The sequence below is a fragment of the Candidatus Methylomicrobium oryzae genome, assembly GCF_016745425.1.
In the GTDB taxonomy this organism is placed as follows: domain Bacteria; phylum Pseudomonadota; class Gammaproteobacteria; order Methylococcales; family Methylomonadaceae; genus Methylomicrobium; species Methylomicrobium oryzae.
Genome location: NZ_JAERVK010000007.1, coordinates 48,683 through 63,963, shown reverse-complemented (window position 1 = coordinate 63,963; position 15,281 = coordinate 48,683). Strand labels below are relative to the sequence as shown.

Annotated in this window: 16 protein-coding genes; 4 read left to right on the top strand and 12 right to left on the bottom strand. The window is 56.9% G+C overall.

What is annotated here, in order from left to right; all coding sequences use genetic code 11:
* The 12 genes from JJL52_RS09270 to JJL52_RS09215 form a co-directional block, all read right to left on the bottom strand.
* Nucleotides 1-978, bottom strand: a complete 978-nt coding sequence (locus JJL52_RS09270) for a DNA polymerase III subunit delta' (RefSeq protein WP_202052131.1) — start codon at nt 976-978, stop codon at nt 1-3.
* The gene (tmk, locus tag JJL52_RS09265) at nt 975-1,601 is read right to left on the bottom strand and encodes a dTMP kinase (RefSeq protein ID WP_202052130.1); all 627 of its coding nucleotides are present in this window, start codon (nt 1,599-1,601) and stop codon (nt 975-977) included. Before tmk ends, JJL52_RS09270 begins: the two co-directional genes overlap by 4 nt.
* A 5-nt stretch (nt 1,602-1,606) precedes the next feature.
* Nucleotides 1,607-2,605 (bottom strand): endolytic transglycosylase MltG, encoded by a 999-nt coding sequence (gene mltG / locus JJL52_RS09260; protein WP_202052129.1) that lies wholly within the window; start codon nt 2,603-2,605, stop codon nt 1,607-1,609.
* On the bottom strand, nt 2,595-3,431 hold the full coding sequence (pabC, locus tag JJL52_RS09255; RefSeq protein ID WP_202052128.1) for an aminodeoxychorismate lyase: 837 nt from the start codon (nt 3,429-3,431) through the stop codon (nt 2,595-2,597). The genes mltG and pabC overlap by 11 nt, the downstream gene beginning before the upstream one ends.
* A gap of 33 nt (nt 3,432-3,464) precedes the next feature.
* Complete coding sequence (fabF, locus tag JJL52_RS09250) at nt 3,465-4,709, bottom strand: beta-ketoacyl-ACP synthase II (protein ID WP_202052127.1); 1,245 nt, start codon at nt 4,707-4,709, stop codon at nt 3,465-3,467.
* A gap of 89 nt (nt 4,710-4,798) precedes the next feature.
* Nucleotides 4,799-5,029: an acyl carrier protein gene (acpP, locus tag JJL52_RS09245; RefSeq protein WP_005371208.1), complete on the bottom strand. Its 231-nt coding sequence runs from the start codon at nt 5,027-5,029 to the stop codon at nt 4,799-4,801.
* 194 nt (nt 5,030-5,223) lie between these two features.
* Entirely contained in the window at nt 5,224-5,952 is a 729-nt protein-coding gene (fabG, locus tag JJL52_RS09240) for a 3-oxoacyl-ACP reductase FabG (RefSeq protein WP_202052126.1), read from the bottom strand.
* Nucleotides 5,945-6,895 carry an ACP S-malonyltransferase gene (gene fabD, locus JJL52_RS09235; RefSeq protein ID WP_202052125.1) on the bottom strand — a complete coding sequence of 317 codons (951 nt, stop codon included), beginning with the start codon at nt 6,893-6,895 and terminating at the stop codon, nt 5,945-5,947. The genes fabG and fabD overlap by 8 nt, the downstream gene beginning before the upstream one ends.
* Nucleotides 6,896-6,999: 104 nt before the next feature.
* Nucleotides 7,000-7,968 (bottom strand): beta-ketoacyl-ACP synthase III, encoded by a 969-nt coding sequence (locus JJL52_RS09230; RefSeq protein WP_202052124.1) that lies wholly within the window; start codon nt 7,966-7,968, stop codon nt 7,000-7,002.
* Nucleotides 7,965-8,993 carry a phosphate acyltransferase PlsX gene (gene plsX, locus JJL52_RS09225; protein ID WP_202052123.1) on the bottom strand — a complete coding sequence of 343 codons (1,029 nt, stop codon included), beginning with the start codon at nt 8,991-8,993 and terminating at the stop codon, nt 7,965-7,967. The genes JJL52_RS09230 and plsX overlap by 4 nt, the downstream gene beginning before the upstream one ends.
* A gap of 80 nt (nt 8,994-9,073) precedes the next feature.
* Nucleotides 9,074-9,259 carry a 50S ribosomal protein L32 gene (rpmF, locus tag JJL52_RS09220; protein ID WP_202052122.1) on the bottom strand — a complete coding sequence of 62 codons (186 nt, stop codon included), beginning with the start codon at nt 9,257-9,259 and terminating at the stop codon, nt 9,074-9,076.
* Nucleotides 9,240-9,785, bottom strand: coding sequence for a YceD family protein (locus tag JJL52_RS09215; RefSeq protein WP_202052121.1), 546 nt, complete (start codon nt 9,783-9,785; stop codon nt 9,240-9,242). Before JJL52_RS09215 ends, rpmF begins: the two co-directional genes overlap by 20 nt.
* A 93-nt stretch (nt 9,786-9,878) precedes the next feature.
* On the opposite strand from JJL52_RS09215, the gene JJL52_RS09210 reads away from it, so the two are divergent.
* From JJL52_RS09210 to JJL52_RS09195, 4 genes are all read left to right on the top strand, one after another.
* Nucleotides 9,879-10,379, top strand: a complete 501-nt coding sequence (locus JJL52_RS09210; protein ID WP_202052120.1) for an alpha/beta hydrolase — start codon at nt 9,879-9,881, stop codon at nt 10,377-10,379.
* A 198-nt stretch (nt 10,380-10,577) separates the two neighbouring features.
* Complete coding sequence (locus tag JJL52_RS09205; RefSeq protein ID WP_202052119.1) at nt 10,578-12,302, top strand: SulP family inorganic anion transporter; 1,725 nt, start codon at nt 10,578-10,580, stop codon at nt 12,300-12,302.
* Nucleotides 12,303-12,372: 70 nt separating this feature from the next.
* Nucleotides 12,373-13,839: a sensor histidine kinase gene (locus JJL52_RS09200; RefSeq protein ID WP_202052118.1), complete on the top strand. Its 1,467-nt coding sequence runs from the start codon at nt 12,373-12,375 to the stop codon at nt 13,837-13,839.
* The gene (locus JJL52_RS09195; protein ID WP_202052117.1) at nt 13,836-15,224 is read left to right on the top strand and encodes a sigma-54-dependent transcriptional regulator; all 1,389 of its coding nucleotides are present in this window, start codon (nt 13,836-13,838) and stop codon (nt 15,222-15,224) included. The genes JJL52_RS09200 and JJL52_RS09195 overlap by 4 nt, the downstream gene beginning before the upstream one ends.
* The last annotated feature ends 57 nt before the right edge of the window (nt 15,225-15,281 follow it).

The window sequence follows — 15,281 nt, the reverse complement described above, 5'->3', positions numbered from 1 at the left end:
TTAGCTCCGGTTGAGTTCGGCCCATTGAATCAGAATTTCTTCCAGCATCATTTGCTTATTGATCTGGCTGTCGAGCCGTTCGCGGGCCGCCAGCAATAAATCGTACAATCGATACAGGCTCTTTAAGTCTAGCCGGTCAGCCAGTTCCTGCAAGGGGCGTTCGGCCGAAGCGGGCGGCGCATCGGGTTCTTGCGGCTGGAATTTGCATTTGATCAGCTCGATCACCCAGCCGGTCAGCCAGGAGAGAAGGGGAAGGAGCGGCAGTTTTTGCCAGTCTTCGGCAATGGCGACCGGGCTTGCGCGGCGGCGGGCGATGTCGAGCCAGGCTTTGAAGCAGCCGTTGCGGGTGGTCAAGACCTGTTCTTCTGCATAAATCAGTGCGGTAAGCGGCGCGTTTTGAGCCAGCGCCGCCAGTGCGTCCGGATCGGCGACCGACCGAGCTTGCAGCCAGGCAACGGCGGCGGCCCGAGCCGGCGGCGTCAAGGCTAGCCGCTGGCAGCGGCTGGCGATCGTGATCGGCAGTTTGGCCGGGTTGGCGGTGACCAGAATGATCACCGTGCGCTCGGTCGGTTCTTCGAGGCACTTCAAAAATGCGTTCGCGGACGCCCTGTTCAGCTGTTCGGCGGGATCGATGATCACGACCCGGTAAGCGTCGTATTGCGGTTTTAATTGTATATCGGCGATCAGTTCGCGGATCGGGTTGATTCCGATCGCCTTGCCGGGTTCTTCCGGAGCCACGACCAACAGGTCCGGATGATTGCCTGCCGCATGCAGTTTGCAGGCCTGGCAGTTGCCGCAGACCTCCCCTTCGGCGGAAGGCGCTTGGCAGAGCAGGACCGCGGCGAAGCGTTCGGCCAATTCGCGTTTACCGAGGCCCTTGTTGCCGCTGATCAGGAGCGCCTGCGGAATGCGCCGTTGGCGGAGATAGCCGCAAAGCTGCCGCCATTGGGTTTGCTGCCAGGGCAGTAACGGTTTCATTTAAGCAAGGCCGACAGCGAATCGGCAAGATCCGCCTGCACCTCGGGGAGAGGGCGGTCTGCGGCAATGAGCCTGATCCGCTCCGGATGCTGTTTGGCGAGCCGCAGATAGGCCTGCCTCACGTCTTCGAAAAACCGGCGCTTTTCGGTTTCGAAGCGGTCCGGTTCGCTCCGGCGTCTCATCGCGCGCGCCAGGCCGGTTTCGACCGGCGCATCGAGCAGCAGTGTCAGATCGGGGCGAAGCGTTCCCTGCACCAGATTTTCGAGCCAGGCAATCGCGGCGGAATCCATGTGGCGCGCACCGCCCTGATAGGCGTAAGTCGCGTCGGTGAAACGGTCGCACAGCACCCATTCGCCCCGGGTCAGCGCCGGTTCGATCACATGGCGGATGTGCTGCGCGCGGGCCGCGAACATCAACAATAATTCGGCGGCCGGGGCGATCGATTCGCTGCCGTGGGCGAGCAGCACTTCGCGGAGCCTTTCGGCCAAGGGAGTGCCGCCGGGTTCGCGGGTGACGACAGCCGGAATGCCCCGGTGCTTCAGATAGTCATGTAGAAAGATCAGGTTCGTGCTTTTACCGACGCCCTCGCCGCCTTCGAGGGTGATGAATTTTCCGCGTTTCATGCCGCTCATTTTTTTTGTTTTTGGAACTGTTCGACTGCACGGTTGTGATCCTGCAGGGTCGATGAAAAGACGTGGGTGCCGTCGCCTTTCGCGACGAAATAGAGGCTGCTGCCGTCATCGGGGTGGAGGGCGGCGCGGATCGCCTTGCGTCCCGGCATCGCGATCGGCGTCGGCGGCAAGCCTTTGACCTGGTAAGTATTATAGGGCGTCGGCTTTTTCAGATCCTGCTCGCCGATATTGCCTTGATAATCGGCGCCCATCCCGTAGATTACCGTCGGGTCAGTCTGTAGCGGTATGCCGTTTTTCAGGCGGCGCGTCATCACGCCCGCGATCAGGGGCCGCTCGTCGTCCGCGCCGGTTTCTTTTTCGATGATCGAGGCCAGAATTAACGCTTCATAAGGCGAGGCGAGCGGCAAGTCTGCCGATCTTTGCGGCCATTCTTCCTGCAGCACCGACTGCATTTTGCCGTAGGCCCTTTTCAGCAGCGAGACATCCGTCATGTTTTTCTCGAAAAAATAAGTATCCGGGAAAAACAGGCCTTCGGCATGGTTTTCCTTGATTTCGAGCCGGCTGCGCATTGCATCGGAAGAAGTATCTTTCAGGGTATGTTCGATGTAGGGGTTGCTGTTCAGCGCGGTTAGGATATCGGCCAATTTCCAGCCTTCCGGAAAGGTGATGCTGTGCTGCCGGGTTTTGCCGGCGGCGATTTGATCGATGATTTCGGGAAGCGTCAGTCCAACGGCGAATTCGAACTCGCCGGTCTTCAGCTTGGCAGCCGCCTGCTTTTGGAGCGCGATCACTTTGAACCAAAACGGATTGACCTTCAGATGCTGCTCGACGAGTTTTTCGGCAATTCGGTCCATCGAATCGCCCTTCGCGATCTCGATCACAACCGGATTATCTTTGACGGCCGGTGTTTCCAGCGCGGCACGGTAATCCATCCACGCCCAACCGGCCGTGAAGCTGATGAATAATAAGGTCAGTCCTATGATTTTATGGCTCACTGCGAAGCGTCTCTTGTTTGTAATCCGCCAGCCATTGCTGAATTTCACGGGTAATTGGACCGGAACGGAGAGCGATTTGCTCGATTTGGCGGACAGGCCAGATGCCGATAATCGAATTGCAAACGAAGATCTCATCGGCCGACGCTAACTGTTCGAACGTGTAGCTGAGTTCTGTAACGGCAAATCGATGCCGGGTGGCAAGTCGTATGATCAGTTCGCGAATGATGCCCGCAATCCCGCACTGTTCGAGCGATGCGGTATAGAGGGCGCCGTTCCGAACATAGAAGAGGTTACTCATCGTCCCCTCGATCAGATGGCCGGCGCTGTCCAGCATCAGGCCTTCCTGGATGGCGGGATCGCTCCATTCGGCGCGCGCAAGCACCTGTTCCAGCCGGTTCAAATGTTTGAGGCCGGCCAAGGCCGGATTGATGCCCAGGCGTATTGCGCAGATGCGGGCCCGGATCCCTTCGGTGCCGAAGGTAGCCGGGTAATCGGGGAAGGGGTGCAGGCTCAGAATCCGGGCCGTTTCGATTGCTTCGGGACGGCGATAGCCGCGTCCGCCGGAACCTGCGGTCACAATGATCTTGAGTACGGCTTGTGCGGGCGACTCCCTGCACAAGGTTCCGGCTTCTTCGGCCAACAGGCCGGAAGAGGGAAACGGAAGTCCGAGCCGAAGGCAGCCCGCCTCAAGACGCTTCAGGTGCAGGTCGAAAAAAACCGGCCGGCAATCCTTGATTTCGATCGTTTCGAATAAGCCGTCTCCGTATTGCAGGCCGCGGTCTGAAACGGACAGGGTCTCTCTGCGTTCACCATTGACAAGCAACATCGGCGGACAGGGCGACCCTGCGCGGGATCGGGTTTATTCGTAGCGTTTAAAAATCAGCGTTCCGTTGGTGCCGCCGAAACCGAAGGAGTTCGACATCGCAATGCTGATCTTCATGTCGCGGGCCACATGCGGAACATAGTCGAGGTCGCATTCGGGGTCGGGGTTATCCAGGTTGATCGTCGGCGGCGCGACCTGATGCTTGATGCTAAGCGCGGTCAATACCGCCTCAATGCCGCCGGCCGCGCCAAGCATGTGGCCGATCATCGATTTGGTCGAGCTGACCGCGATCTTATAGGCATGATCGCCCAATGCGGCTTTCATTGCCTGGGTTTCGCCGATATCGCCGGCCGGCGTCGAGGTGCCGTGCGCGTTGATGTAATCGATGTCGGTCGGATTCAGGCCGGCGTTGCGCAGGGCGTTTCGCATGCAGCGCGCGGCGCCTTCGCCGCCCGGCGACGGAGTAGTCATGTGATAGGCGTCGCCGCTCATGCCGTAACCGACCAGCTCCGCATAAATTTTCGCGCCGCGCGCTTTCGCGTGTTCGAGTTCTTCAAGAACGACTACACCCGCACCGTCGCTGAGCACGAAGCCGTCGCGGTCTTTATCCCAGGGCCGGCTGGCCGTTGTGGGGCTGTCGTTACGGCGCGACAACGCTTTTGCCGAGATGAAGCCGCCCATCGCGGTCGGCGAGGTCGTGCAGCGTTCGGCGCCGCCTGCGATCATTACATCCGCGTCGCCGTGCTGGATCAACCGTGCCGCATCGCCGATATTGTGCGTACCGGTCGCGCAGGCGGTTACGATCGCAAAATTCGGGCCTTTCAATCCGTACTTGATCGACAGATTGCCGGAAATCATGTTGATGATGTTGCCGGGCACGAAGAACGGCGAAATCCGCCGCGGGCCGCTTTTTTCGTACAGTGCGTAACACTCTTCGATACCGGTCACGCCGCCGATGCCGGCGCCGATCGCAACGCCGATCCGTTCCGCGTTCGCATCGGTCACTTCAAGGCCGGAATCTTCGATCGCCTGGCAGCCGGCCGCCAGCCCGTAGTGGATGAAGCCGTCCATGCGCTGAGCGTCTTTGGCCGGGATATATTGGGTGACGTCAAAATTGCGAATCACGCCGCCGAAAGTAGTGGCGAAAGGCGAGATATCAAACGAATCGATCGGGCTGATGCCGCTTTTGCCGTTAATGATGCCGTCCCAGGTTTCGGCTACCGTGTTTGCTAAAGGCGTAATGGCGCCCAAACCGGTGATTACGACTCGACGTGTGCTCAATGTGTGTTACCGTGTGGAATCTGTGGTTTAGAAAAACGGGGGGTGAGGGTTAGTGGATGCGCGGGTTGTCATCCACTAAGAAATCGCTATCAGGTATTTTTTTCGACGTAATCGATAGCTTGCTGAACGGTGGTGATTTTTTCAGCTTCTTCGTCCGGAATTTCGCATTCGAATTCTTCTTCAAGCGCCATAACGAGTTCAACGGTGTCCAGAGAATCGGCACCCAGATCGTCTACGAAAGACGCGTCGTTGGCGATATCTTCTTTGACGCCCAATTGCTCTGCAACAATCTTTTTTACTCGTTGTTCAACATTACTCATAATTTATATCCTCAAGCAGTGTAAATATACTTCTAATTAATAAATCATATATTTACAATGATATTGTTATTGGTTTTACTAGAAATCCCGTCCACGGAAATTCCAGACGACGGTAGCGAAAATTATACTTTAATCTGAATTCAAAGTCACAATATAAAGCTGGGTTCGCGCTTGCCTAATCTCGGTCGCAACGGTTAGGGCATATACATCCCGCCGTTTACATGCAAGGTTTCGCCGGTGATATAGGCGGCTCCCGGGGAGGCCAGAAACGATACCGCATGGGCGATTTCCTCGGCCGAGCCGAGTCGTTCCAGCGGAATCGACGCCAGCAGCGAGGTTTTGATCTCGTCCCCCAGTTCCTTGGTCATGTCGGTGTCGATGAAGCCCGGGGCGACCACGTTTACGGTGATATTCCGCGAGCCGACTTCCTTTGCCAGCGATTTACTGAATCCGACGATGCCGGCCTTGGCGGCGGCATAATTGGCTTGTCCCGCGTTGCCGGTCGCACCGACCACCGAAGAAATGCTAATGATGCGGCCGGTCCGGGCTTTCATCATCCCGCGCAGCACCGCTTTGCTCATCCGGAAGACCGAAGCGAGATTGGTGTTGATAATTGCATCCCATTCTTCGTCTTTCATCCGCATCAAGAGATTATCCCGGGTAATGCCCGCATTGTTGACCAGTACGGCCGGAGCGCCGAACTCGTCGTTGACGGCCTTGATCACTTCGGTGATCGAATCGGCGTCCGCGACATCCAGACGCAGGCCTTTGCCGTTTTCGCCGAGATAGGCCGAGATTGCTTCCGCGCCGTTTTCGGTGGTCGCAGTGCCGACCACGAAAAAACCGTCGCCGGCCAGTCGTTCGGCAATTGCCTTGCCGATGCCGCGGCTGGCGCCTGTCACTAAGGCGACTTGTTTAGCCATTTAACTGCTCCAATGTAGTGTGAAAAGATTTGGTATCGAAAATGGACAGATGCTCGGCATCTTTCACGATGCGTTTGTTCAGCCCGATCAGGACCTTGCCGGGGCCGCATTCGACAATGCGGGTGACGCCTTGGTCGTGCATGAATTTGATCGAATCGACCCACCGTACCGGTTTGAACAGCTGCTCTTTCAACGCGTTGCGGATCACTTCCGGTGCGCTGTGCGACATCACGTCGGTATTGTGGATCAGAGTCATGTCGGGGCTGTCGATCTGAATCCGTGAGAGTTCCTCGCCGAGTTTATCGGCGGCGCCATCCATCAGTGCGCAATGCGAGGGCACGCTGACCGGCAGCAGCACGGCGCGCTTGGCGCCCAGTGTTTGGGCTTCGTTTATCGCGCGCTGCACTGCGCTTGCGTGACCGGCGATCACGACCTGGCCCGGCGCATTGAAATTGACCGCCTCGACGACTTCGCCCTGCGCCGCTTTTTTGCAGGCTTCCACGACCTGATGATCCTCAAGCCCGAGAATCGCGGCCATCGCGCCGGTACCCGGCGGGACCGCCTCCTGCATCAGGCGGCCGCGGACTGCGACCAGCTTGATTGCATCTTCGAACGCGATCGCATTGGCGGCGACCAAGGCGGTATATTCACCGAGGCTGTGGCCTGCGGTCCAGGCCGGCCGGATGCCGCACTGCTTACGCCAGACTTCCCAGATCGCAAACCCTGCCGCCAGCATCGCTGGTTGGGTATTTTGCGTCTGATTCAGGTCGGCTTCGGGGCCGACGCTGACCAAGGTCCACAAATCCTTGCCTAGCGCATCGGAGGCGCGTTCGAACGTCTGTTTGATTTCGGGAAAACCGGCCGCCAAATCGGCCATCATGCCGACCGACTGGGAACCCTGGCCTGGAAAAACGAAGGCTAAGTCGTAGTTTTGTGTGCTCATGGAGGTGTCGAGTATTTTTTAAAGTCTTTGTTATTTTTGAGCGAGGCAAAAGCGCAAGGCGAAAAGCAAAGTGACTTTTCGTCTTGCGCTTTTTGCTTGCTTTATTAATACTTCAGCAGCGCCGAGCCCCAGGTGAACCCGGCGCCGAAGGCTTCCAGCAGGACGATCTGGCCGCGCTGAATGCGTTCGTCGCGCACTGCCTCGTTGAACGCCAGCAGGACCGAAGCGGAAGAGGTGTTGCCCTGGTTTTCGAGGGTGACGACGACATGGTCCATCGGCATTTTCAGCTTCTTCGCGGTGGCCTGAATGATCCGGATATTGGCCTGATGCGGGACCAGCCAGTCGATCGCTTCCTTGTCCAGCGCATTGGCCTCCAGGGTTTCGTCGACAATCCGTCCGAGCGTGTTGACTGCCACCTTGAAGACTTCGTTGCCGCGCATGTTGATGAAGCCCATTTCATGTTTATGGCCGTTTGCTGCGGCTTGCGGATTCGGGCAGTACAGCAGTTCTTCGTATTCGCCGGCCGAATGAATGTGGGTAGACAGAATGCCGGTTTTTTCGGAAGCGCCCAACAGAAGCGCGCCGGCGCCGTCGCCGAATAGCACGCAGGTCGTTCTGTCAGTCCAGTCGACGATCCGCGAACAGATTTCGGAGCCGACGACCAGTACCTTGCGGGCCGCGCCGGTCTTGATGTACTGATCGGCGATGCTTAGCCCGAAGATCGCGCCGGAACAGGCAGCCTGGACGTCGAACGCGACGCAATGTTTAATCCCGAGCCGATGCTGCAGCAGACAGCCCGTGCTCGGGTAGACGCGGTCCGGCGTACCGGTCGCGACGATGATCAGGTCGATTTCTTCGGGATCGATGCCGGCCATTTCGATGGCCTGGCGGGCCGCAATTTCGGCCATGCTGGCGGCGGTTTCGTCGGGAGCCGCGATACGCCGGCTCTTGATGCCGGTCCGTTCAAAGATCCAGCTGTCAGAGGTGTCGACCGTTTCCGAAATTTGATCGTTGGTTAAGATTTCCGAGGGGAGATAGCCGCCGGTGCCGATGACTCTTGAATAGCGGGTCATGAATGCATTCCCAAAGACAGATTCTGTTCGACCTGCTGGCTGATTTTGCGTATGACGTCCTGTTTGACTTCAATTTCAGCCAGCTGTATCGCAGTTTTGAAAGCCAGCACATCGGCGCCGCCGTGACTTTTAATTACCAGTCCACGCAGGCCGAGAAAGCTGGCGCCGTTGTAAAGGCGCGGATCGATGCGTTTTTTGAAGGAAGATAAAACCGGGTAGGCGATCAGTCCGATCGCCTTGGTCAATAGATTTTTCGAAAACGCCTGCTTTAGTAAGGTGCCGATCATTTTGGCGGCGCCTTCGATCGATTTGAGCGCGACATTGCCGACGAAGCCGTCGGTTACGATCAGATCGACCTTGATGTCGCCCGCGTTCAGTGAATTCCCTTCGACATAGCCGATATAATTCAATGAGGAGGCTTCGAGCAGCTTGGCGGCGGCTTTTACTTGCTCGTTGCCTTTCATTTCTTCCTCGCCGATATTCAATAGGCCGACCCGCGGTGATTCGACGTTCTCGATCGCCTTGACCAGTTCGGTACCCATGACCGCGAATTCGAACAGATGCTGCGCCGTGCAGTCGACGTTCGCGCCCAGGTCGAGCACATGCGTATGGCCGTGAATCGAGGGCAGTGTGGAAATGATCGCCGGACGGTCGATCCCCGGTATCATTTTGAGCACGAAACGGGCCGTCGCCATCAGCGCGCCCGTATTGCCTGCGCTGACGCAGGCATCGGCCAGACCGTCGCGGACTAGGTTGATCGCGACCCGCATCGAAGAATCCTTTTTGTTTTTCAAGGCTTTCGAAGGAGGCTCGTCCATCTCGACGCATTGAGATGCATGATGCACGGTCAATCTGTCGCGATAAACTTCGAGATGGTTTCCCAACTTCTCTTTGATGACGGCTTCATTGCCCACTAGAATCAGCTTCAGCTTCGGATTGCTCTTCAGGCAATCCAAGGAGGCTGGGATCGTTACGTTCGGGCCATAGTCCCCGCCCATCGCATCAATCGAAATTGTCAAGCTCACCTTAACCGAGGTCTCCGCATTAAAAAATAAAAAACCGAACCGGTGAGGGTTCGGTATGGCGCCAAGTTAAAGCTCGATGCTTATTCTTCGTCGCTGGCAGCCGCTGTAATTTGGCGGCCTTTGAAATAACCGTCCGGGGTGACGTGATGACGCAGATGGGTTTCGCCGGTCAACGGATCTTGCGACAGTGTGCGGGCGGTTAATGCATCGTGCGAGCGGCGCTGGCCGCGTCTCGAGCGGGATACTTTACTTTTTTGTACTGCCATGAGGGCTCTCCTGGTTTTTTAAGTTGGCTAAAATGGAAAAAGGGTTATCCTGTCTTTTTTGCCGGTCTGTCTCGGGTCGAGTCGGCACGCGGCTGTCCGTCTCCTGAGCCTGGCAGGATTCGGAATGTTTCGGGTATTGGGGAAGATTCAGCAACAGCTCGTCTTCGACGATGTCCAACAGAGGCATTTTTTCTTCCTCGACGAACAGCGGTTCGAAGTCCGGAGGCAAGCGGTCAACTTGCTCCAGGGAGTTCACAACGCCCAGCCGGATGGTCGCATTTACAGGCCAGTCGATAGCCTGAAGACAATTCTGGCAGATCAGTTGCAGACGGGTTTCAATCTTCCCTTCGATCTTGGCCAACCGGCCTTCGCGGCTGAAGTAGAGCTCGACCGCGACGTTTCCGTCGGTATCGAACAGCATGTCGCGGAGACGGCCAAAATCTTTAAGCGAAAGCTCCCCTTTCAGTACACTGCGCTTGTCGGCGAGGTGTAACGGGTCAATAGTTTGGGGGAGGCGAACTAACATAAATCAATAATCTTATCGTGAAACCGTGTTATGGTCAAATGCTATATGATTTTAAGGTATTACCAAAATCGGCAACGTATATCGGAGAAACGGATGAAAAAATTACTGATCTATAGCCACGGTAAGGACAGCATGCCGTGGGGCGAAAAGACGCTGGCGTTTGCGAGGGTCGCAGAAAATCAGGGCTACCGGCTCGAAAGTCCCGATTATCGGGCGCAGCCCGATCCCGATCGGCGTGCTGACCAATTGCTGGCGACGGGATGGCGGGATTTCGACCGGGTTGTGCTGGTCGGTTCGAGTATGGGGGCTTACGTGTCCGCCGTTGCAGCCGAAACAGTCAAGCCGGCCGGTCTTTTTCTATTGGCTCCCGCTTTTTATTTGCCGGGCTACCCGCAAACCGCGTTTAGGATTCCGCCGGACAAGACTTGGGTTTATCACGGCTGGCGCGACGATATTGTGCCGCCCGAGCATGCCTGGCGCTTTTGCCGGGAATACCGGGTCCGTTTGACGATGCTGGATGCGGATCATCGCTTGATGAGCGAACTGCCGTTTCTCACTCGAGAGTTCGAGCGATTCCTGCAAACGGTTTCTTAGCGGGCAAGTGCCTAGCGAACAGGGCGGAATGCAGCTTTAAGGTGTAATACAACCTTAAAATGGTGGTTTTACACCGTTTTTTCGGACGACAAGGGGTGGTTGGTTGAAAAATTTTTTATAAACAGTGGCTTATAAGTTTTTGTGAGCTGGCATGGTATTCGCTAAGGTCTAGGCATCTATTAATTTACGGAGATGCTGATGTCTGAAGTTTTATCGCCCGGCTTACCTAAAACGGGGCTCGCCGGGTTAAAGGAAAATTGGCGCGCCGACTTGTTGTCGGGGTTTTTAGTGTTCTTGATCGCGCTGCCGCTGTGCTTGGGAATCTCGATGGCGTCGGGCTTTCCGCCGTCCGCCGGGCTCATTACGGCGGTCGTCGGCGGCATGCTGGTTTCGAGAGTCAGCGGTTCGTTCATGACGATCAACGGCCCGGCCGCCGGCCTGATCGTGGTCGTGCTGGACGCGGTGCAAAGCCTCGGGCAGGGCGATGCGATGGCGGGCTACCGCTATACCTTGGCCGCGATCGTGGTCGCCAGCGTGCTGCAGATTGCGATGGGGTTCTTTAAGGCCGGCCGGCTCAGTTCGTTTTTTCCGGCCTCGGTCGTACATGGGATGCTGGCGGCGATTGGCATCATCATCATGGCCAAGCAGATCCATGTGATGCTCGGGGTGACCCCGGAAAAAGGCAGTCTGTTTTCGACGATCGCGCAAATCCCGCACAGTATCGTCAACCTAAATCCCGAAATCGCGATGATCGGGGTGACCAGTATCGCAATTCTGATTTTCTGGCGGGTGGTCCGCGAGCCGCAGTTGAAAATGCTGCCGGCACCGATTCTGGTGGTGCTGGCCGGTATCGGTTTGGGGAAGTTTTACGATCTCGATCATGAACACATGTATCTGTTTCTGCCGGATGCGACGTTTCTGCCGCATCACGAGGCAACGGTCGGGCCGAAGTTTCTGGTCGCGATTTCGGATAATTTTTTGTCCAGTTTCTATTTTCCGGATTTTTCCAAAATCGCGACGGCCGAGTTCTGGTCCGCGGTGGTCGCTATCTGCCTGGTCGGCAGCCTGGAAAGCCTGCTCAGTGCCGTGGCGGTCGACAAGCTCGACCCCTATCGCCGGCATTCGAACCTGGATCGCGATTTGACTGCGATTGGGGTCGGTAATTTGGTTGCGGGAATGGTCGGCGGTCTGCCGATGATTGCCGAAATCGTACGGAGCTCCGCCAATTGCAACAACGGCGCGAAAACCGGCTGGGCCAATTTTTTTCACGGCATGTTTCTCTTGCTGTTCGTGGTGCTGTTTCCGCGTCTGATCCACAGCATTCCATTGGCATCGTTGGCGTCCTTGCTGGTGTTTACCGGCTTTCGCCTCGCTTCGCCGAAAGAGTTCGCCAAAGTGATGGGGATCGGCAAGGAACAACTGTTCATGTTCGTGGTCACCATTATTGGCGTACTGGCGACCGACCTGCTGATCGGCGTGGCGATCGGCATCATGGCCAAATTTGCGATCCATATGTTCAGGGGGGTCCGGCTGAATAATTTATTCAAGATCCATTTCGTGCTGGAGCCCTTGGAAAATGGCGCGCTGCTGGTCGAAATCGTCGGGGCGGCGATCTTTTCGAACTTCATGGCGTTGAAAAACGCGCTGGCCGGCATCGACAAGGGCCGGCACGTGATCTTCCAGTTGAGCAACGCCTATCTGATCGATCATACAGTGATGGAATTCCTGCACGAATTCCAGCACAATTATGAAGCACAGGGCGGCATCTGTGAGTTCTTCGGAATGGAATACCATGACACCTACTCACGGCATCCGTTGGCGGTGCGCAAAATGAAAAGAGATCACATGTGTAGACGGCGCTCGGATCATCATGGTCTGCCGGGCTACGCGAATAATAAACAGCGTTCGGCGGAGGAAGTTTAGCCGTCGTGTCGGCCAGGGCGATCGAAAGATTCGCCCTGATCGCGAGCGCATCTTATCGTATCTAAGAGTTATGCAATTCTTGAATAGCCCTGTTCAGCATCGTGTTTTAGCGTTTTTATTATTGATGTCGCTGACGCTGGCGATGTTCGTCGGGATGATATGGCGCAATCTTCATCATTTCAATACCGTGTTCTCGCACGTCAATTATTCGCACAGCGTGCAGCATGCGTCGGTGGCGCTGCAAAAAGCACTGATCGATTATTTGACTAAAGTGACTCCGCTTGGCCAGCATGAGCGTTTATTGCCGATGATCGAAGCGCTGAGCGGCACGGTCGAGGAGTTGAATACTTTGTTTACGGAAAGCGGATTTTTGGCCGAGAGCTCTGCAGGAAACATGGGCATTGTCAAAGCGATACTCGATGAATGGCGGCAACCTGGCGGGACAGACAAGCAGGAACGTTTGATCAGCGCGCTGAATCTGCTCAGCGATACGCTGGATAACGAGCTTGGGCAACGCGAGAAATTGCTGGGCGAAATCAGCGAAGACACGCAAACCGAACTCGACTTGGCTGCGGTCACGTTTATTGTAATTGTGGTCGTCGCGTTCGGGTTTTTCTACCGGCGCATCCTGCACCCTTTGCACGATCTGAGATTACTGCTGCAGCGCCTGACCGAAGGCAATTTTACCCGAATCACGACCGACCATCTCGATCCCTTGCTGTTGCCGGTCTTCAACAGCTATAACGAAATGGTCAGCCATCTGGCCGAGCTCGAGGAAGCCAAACGCCTGTATGCGCAATCGCTTCAGCGGGAGGTCAGGCTGGCGACCCAGGCCCTGCTCGAACAGCAGGCCAGCCTGGCCCGGGCCGAACGGCTTGCGGCGGTCGGCGAGGTCGCGGCCGAACTCGCCCATGAGATACGCAATCCGCTGGCGGGCATCCAGATCGCGTTCAGTAACTTGCGGCGTGAGATCGATAATCCCGGCCAGTATGCGCGTATGGATTTGATCGGCGGCGAGCTGAAACGGCTCGGCCATTTGCTCAACGATCTGCTGAACCAAAGCCGCCATGTGCCGGAAGAGGCCGACGACATCGACGTCGCGATGCTGATCCGCGACCTGGCGGCATTGACCCGTTATCAGATCGCCGAATCCATCCGCCTGGAGGTTGTGGCTCTGCCGCTGCTTACGGCGCATTTGCCGGCGGGCGGCCTCAGGCAAGCCTTGTTGAATCTGATCTTGAATGCGGCCGATGCATTGGAAGGAAGGAGCGGTATGATACGCGTTACGGCCGCTCAAGACGCCGAAGGCTTTAGAATCGAGGTGGCGGATGACGGCCCCGGATTTTCCCCGGAACTGCTCGAACAGGGCATTCGGCCGTTTCGGACGACCCGCCAGCGGGGCACCGGACTTGGGCTGACGATGGTGCAGCGTTACGTCAAAGAAACCGGCGGTTGCATCAGTCTCAAAAATCAGATACCGCATGGCGCCTGTGTCTCGCTGTGTTGGCCGGCCATTGCTGAGGAGGCGCATCGATGATAGAAACCTTGTTGATCATCGAAGATGAAAAACTGCTAGGCTCCGAACTGTCCCTGCATTACCGGAAATCCGGATGGGAAGTCGTATTGGCCACCACGCTGGCCGAAGCCGAGGATTGGCTGGTCAAAAAAAACCTGGCGCCGTTGCTGATACTTTCGGATCTGAATCTGCCGGACGGCAATGCCCTGGATTTGATGGAAAAAATCAAGAAGAAGGCCGGGCATGCCGAATGGCTGTTTTTGACCGGCTACGGCAGCGTGCCCGATTCGGTGCGGGCGCTCAGGCTCGGTGCTTATGATTTTCTGGAAAAACCCTGCGATCTGGAGCGGCTCGATCTGGTGGTTGCCAGTGCCGCACGCAGCGCCGCAATCATCAGGCGGGTGCGCGAGCAGGCCAGCGCCGGACATAAGCGTTATTCGCCAAGTGCCTATGTCGGCCGGAGCCGGCAGGCCCAGGAAGTGCGGACTTTGCTGCAACGTCTGAATCAGGTGCCGTTCAGCGCCCTGATCATTGGCGGCGAAACCGGCACCGGCAAGGGGCTGGCCGCGAAGATACTGCACTACGGCGGCGCCCGCGCTCAGCAGCCGATGATCGAGGTGAACTGTGCGGCGCTGCCGCGCGAGCTGCTCGAATCCGAACTGTTCGGTCACGAATCGGGGGCGTTTACCGGCGCGACCGCCCGGCATCGCGGCCTGCTCGAACAGGCCGATGGCGGGACCCTGTTTATGGACGAGATCGGCGAAATGCCGCTCGAATTGCAGGCCAAGCTGCTCAAGGCGATCGAGGATCATAAGGTGCGCCGTCTCGGCGGCGAAAAAGAAGTCGGCGTCGATGTGCAGATTATCGCCGCCAGTAACCGCGATCTGGAACAGATGGTGCGCGAAGGCAGCTTCCGCAGCGATCTTTACCACCGTCTGAGCGTTTTCAAGGTCATGCTGCCGCCTCTGCGTGCGGCCAAGGAAGACCTGGAGGATCTGGTGCCGTTGTTTGTTGCCGAATTCAATGCGAAAGCCGGTCAGCGCGTCAAGGACATTCCGGAGGAGGTCTGGAGCAAATTGAAAAATTACGACTGGCCGGGCAATGTGCGCGAACTGCGCAATGTGATCGAGCGTTGCGTTCTGTTTGCCGATGGGCCGGTTTTTCCGGGACAATGGCTGCAATTGCCGGGACAAGCCAGTCCGCCGCAGGCCGGGGTGACCGATAAAAACATGATTCAGCTGCCGCTGGACGGCAGCATGGCTCTGGACGACATGGACAAGTTCATCATCAAAACCGCGTTGGAACGCGCCGATTACAATCTGACCGCGGCCGCCAGGGATTTAGGGGCAACGCGCGAAACCCTGCGTTACCGGGTGCGAAAATACAATCTAAAAAGCGTTGAATAATCTTGTGGGGGCTGAATTCGAAGCGTCCGGTCCGGTCGAAGATACCCCATCCGGCCG

Coding starts and splice junctions, on each gene's coding strand:
- JJL52_RS09270 (WP_202052131.1), bottom strand. CDS start 978: ATGAAACCGTTACTGCCCTGGCAGCAAACCCAATGGCGGCAGCTTTGC.
- tmk (WP_202052130.1), bottom strand. CDS start 1,601: ATGAAACGCGGAAAATTCATCACCCTCGAAGGCGGCGAGGGCGTCGGT.
- pabC (WP_202052128.1), bottom strand. CDS start 3,431: ATGTTGCTTGTCAATGGTGAACGCAGAGAGACCCTGTCCGTTTCAGAC.
- acpP (WP_005371208.1), bottom strand. CDS start 5,029: ATGAGTAATGTTGAACAACGAGTAAAAAAGATTGTTGCAGAGCAATTG.
- fabG (WP_202052126.1), bottom strand. CDS start 5,952: ATGGCTAAACAAGTCGCCTTAGTGACAGGCGCCAGCCGCGGCATCGGC.
- fabD (WP_202052125.1), bottom strand. CDS start 6,895: ATGAGCACACAAAACTACGACTTAGCCTTCGTTTTTCCAGGCCAGGGT.
- JJL52_RS09230 (WP_202052124.1), bottom strand. CDS start 7,968: ATGACCCGCTATTCAAGAGTCATCGGCACCGGCGGCTATCTCCCCTCG.
- rpmF (WP_202052122.1), bottom strand. CDS start 9,259: ATGGCAGTACAAAAAAGTAAAGTATCCCGCTCGAGACGCGGCCAGCGC.
- JJL52_RS09215 (WP_202052121.1), bottom strand. CDS start 9,785: ATGTTAGTTCGCCTCCCCCAAACTATTGACCCGTTACACCTCGCCGAC.
- JJL52_RS09210 (WP_202052120.1), top strand. CDS start 9,879: ATGAAAAAATTACTGATCTATAGCCACGGTAAGGACAGCATGCCGTGG.
- JJL52_RS09205 (WP_202052119.1), top strand. CDS start 10,578: ATGTCTGAAGTTTTATCGCCCGGCTTACCTAAAACGGGGCTCGCCGGG.
- JJL52_RS09200 (WP_202052118.1), top strand. CDS start 12,373: ATGCAATTCTTGAATAGCCCTGTTCAGCATCGTGTTTTAGCGTTTTTA.
- JJL52_RS09195 (WP_202052117.1), top strand. CDS start 13,836: ATGATAGAAACCTTGTTGATCATCGAAGATGAAAAACTGCTAGGCTCC.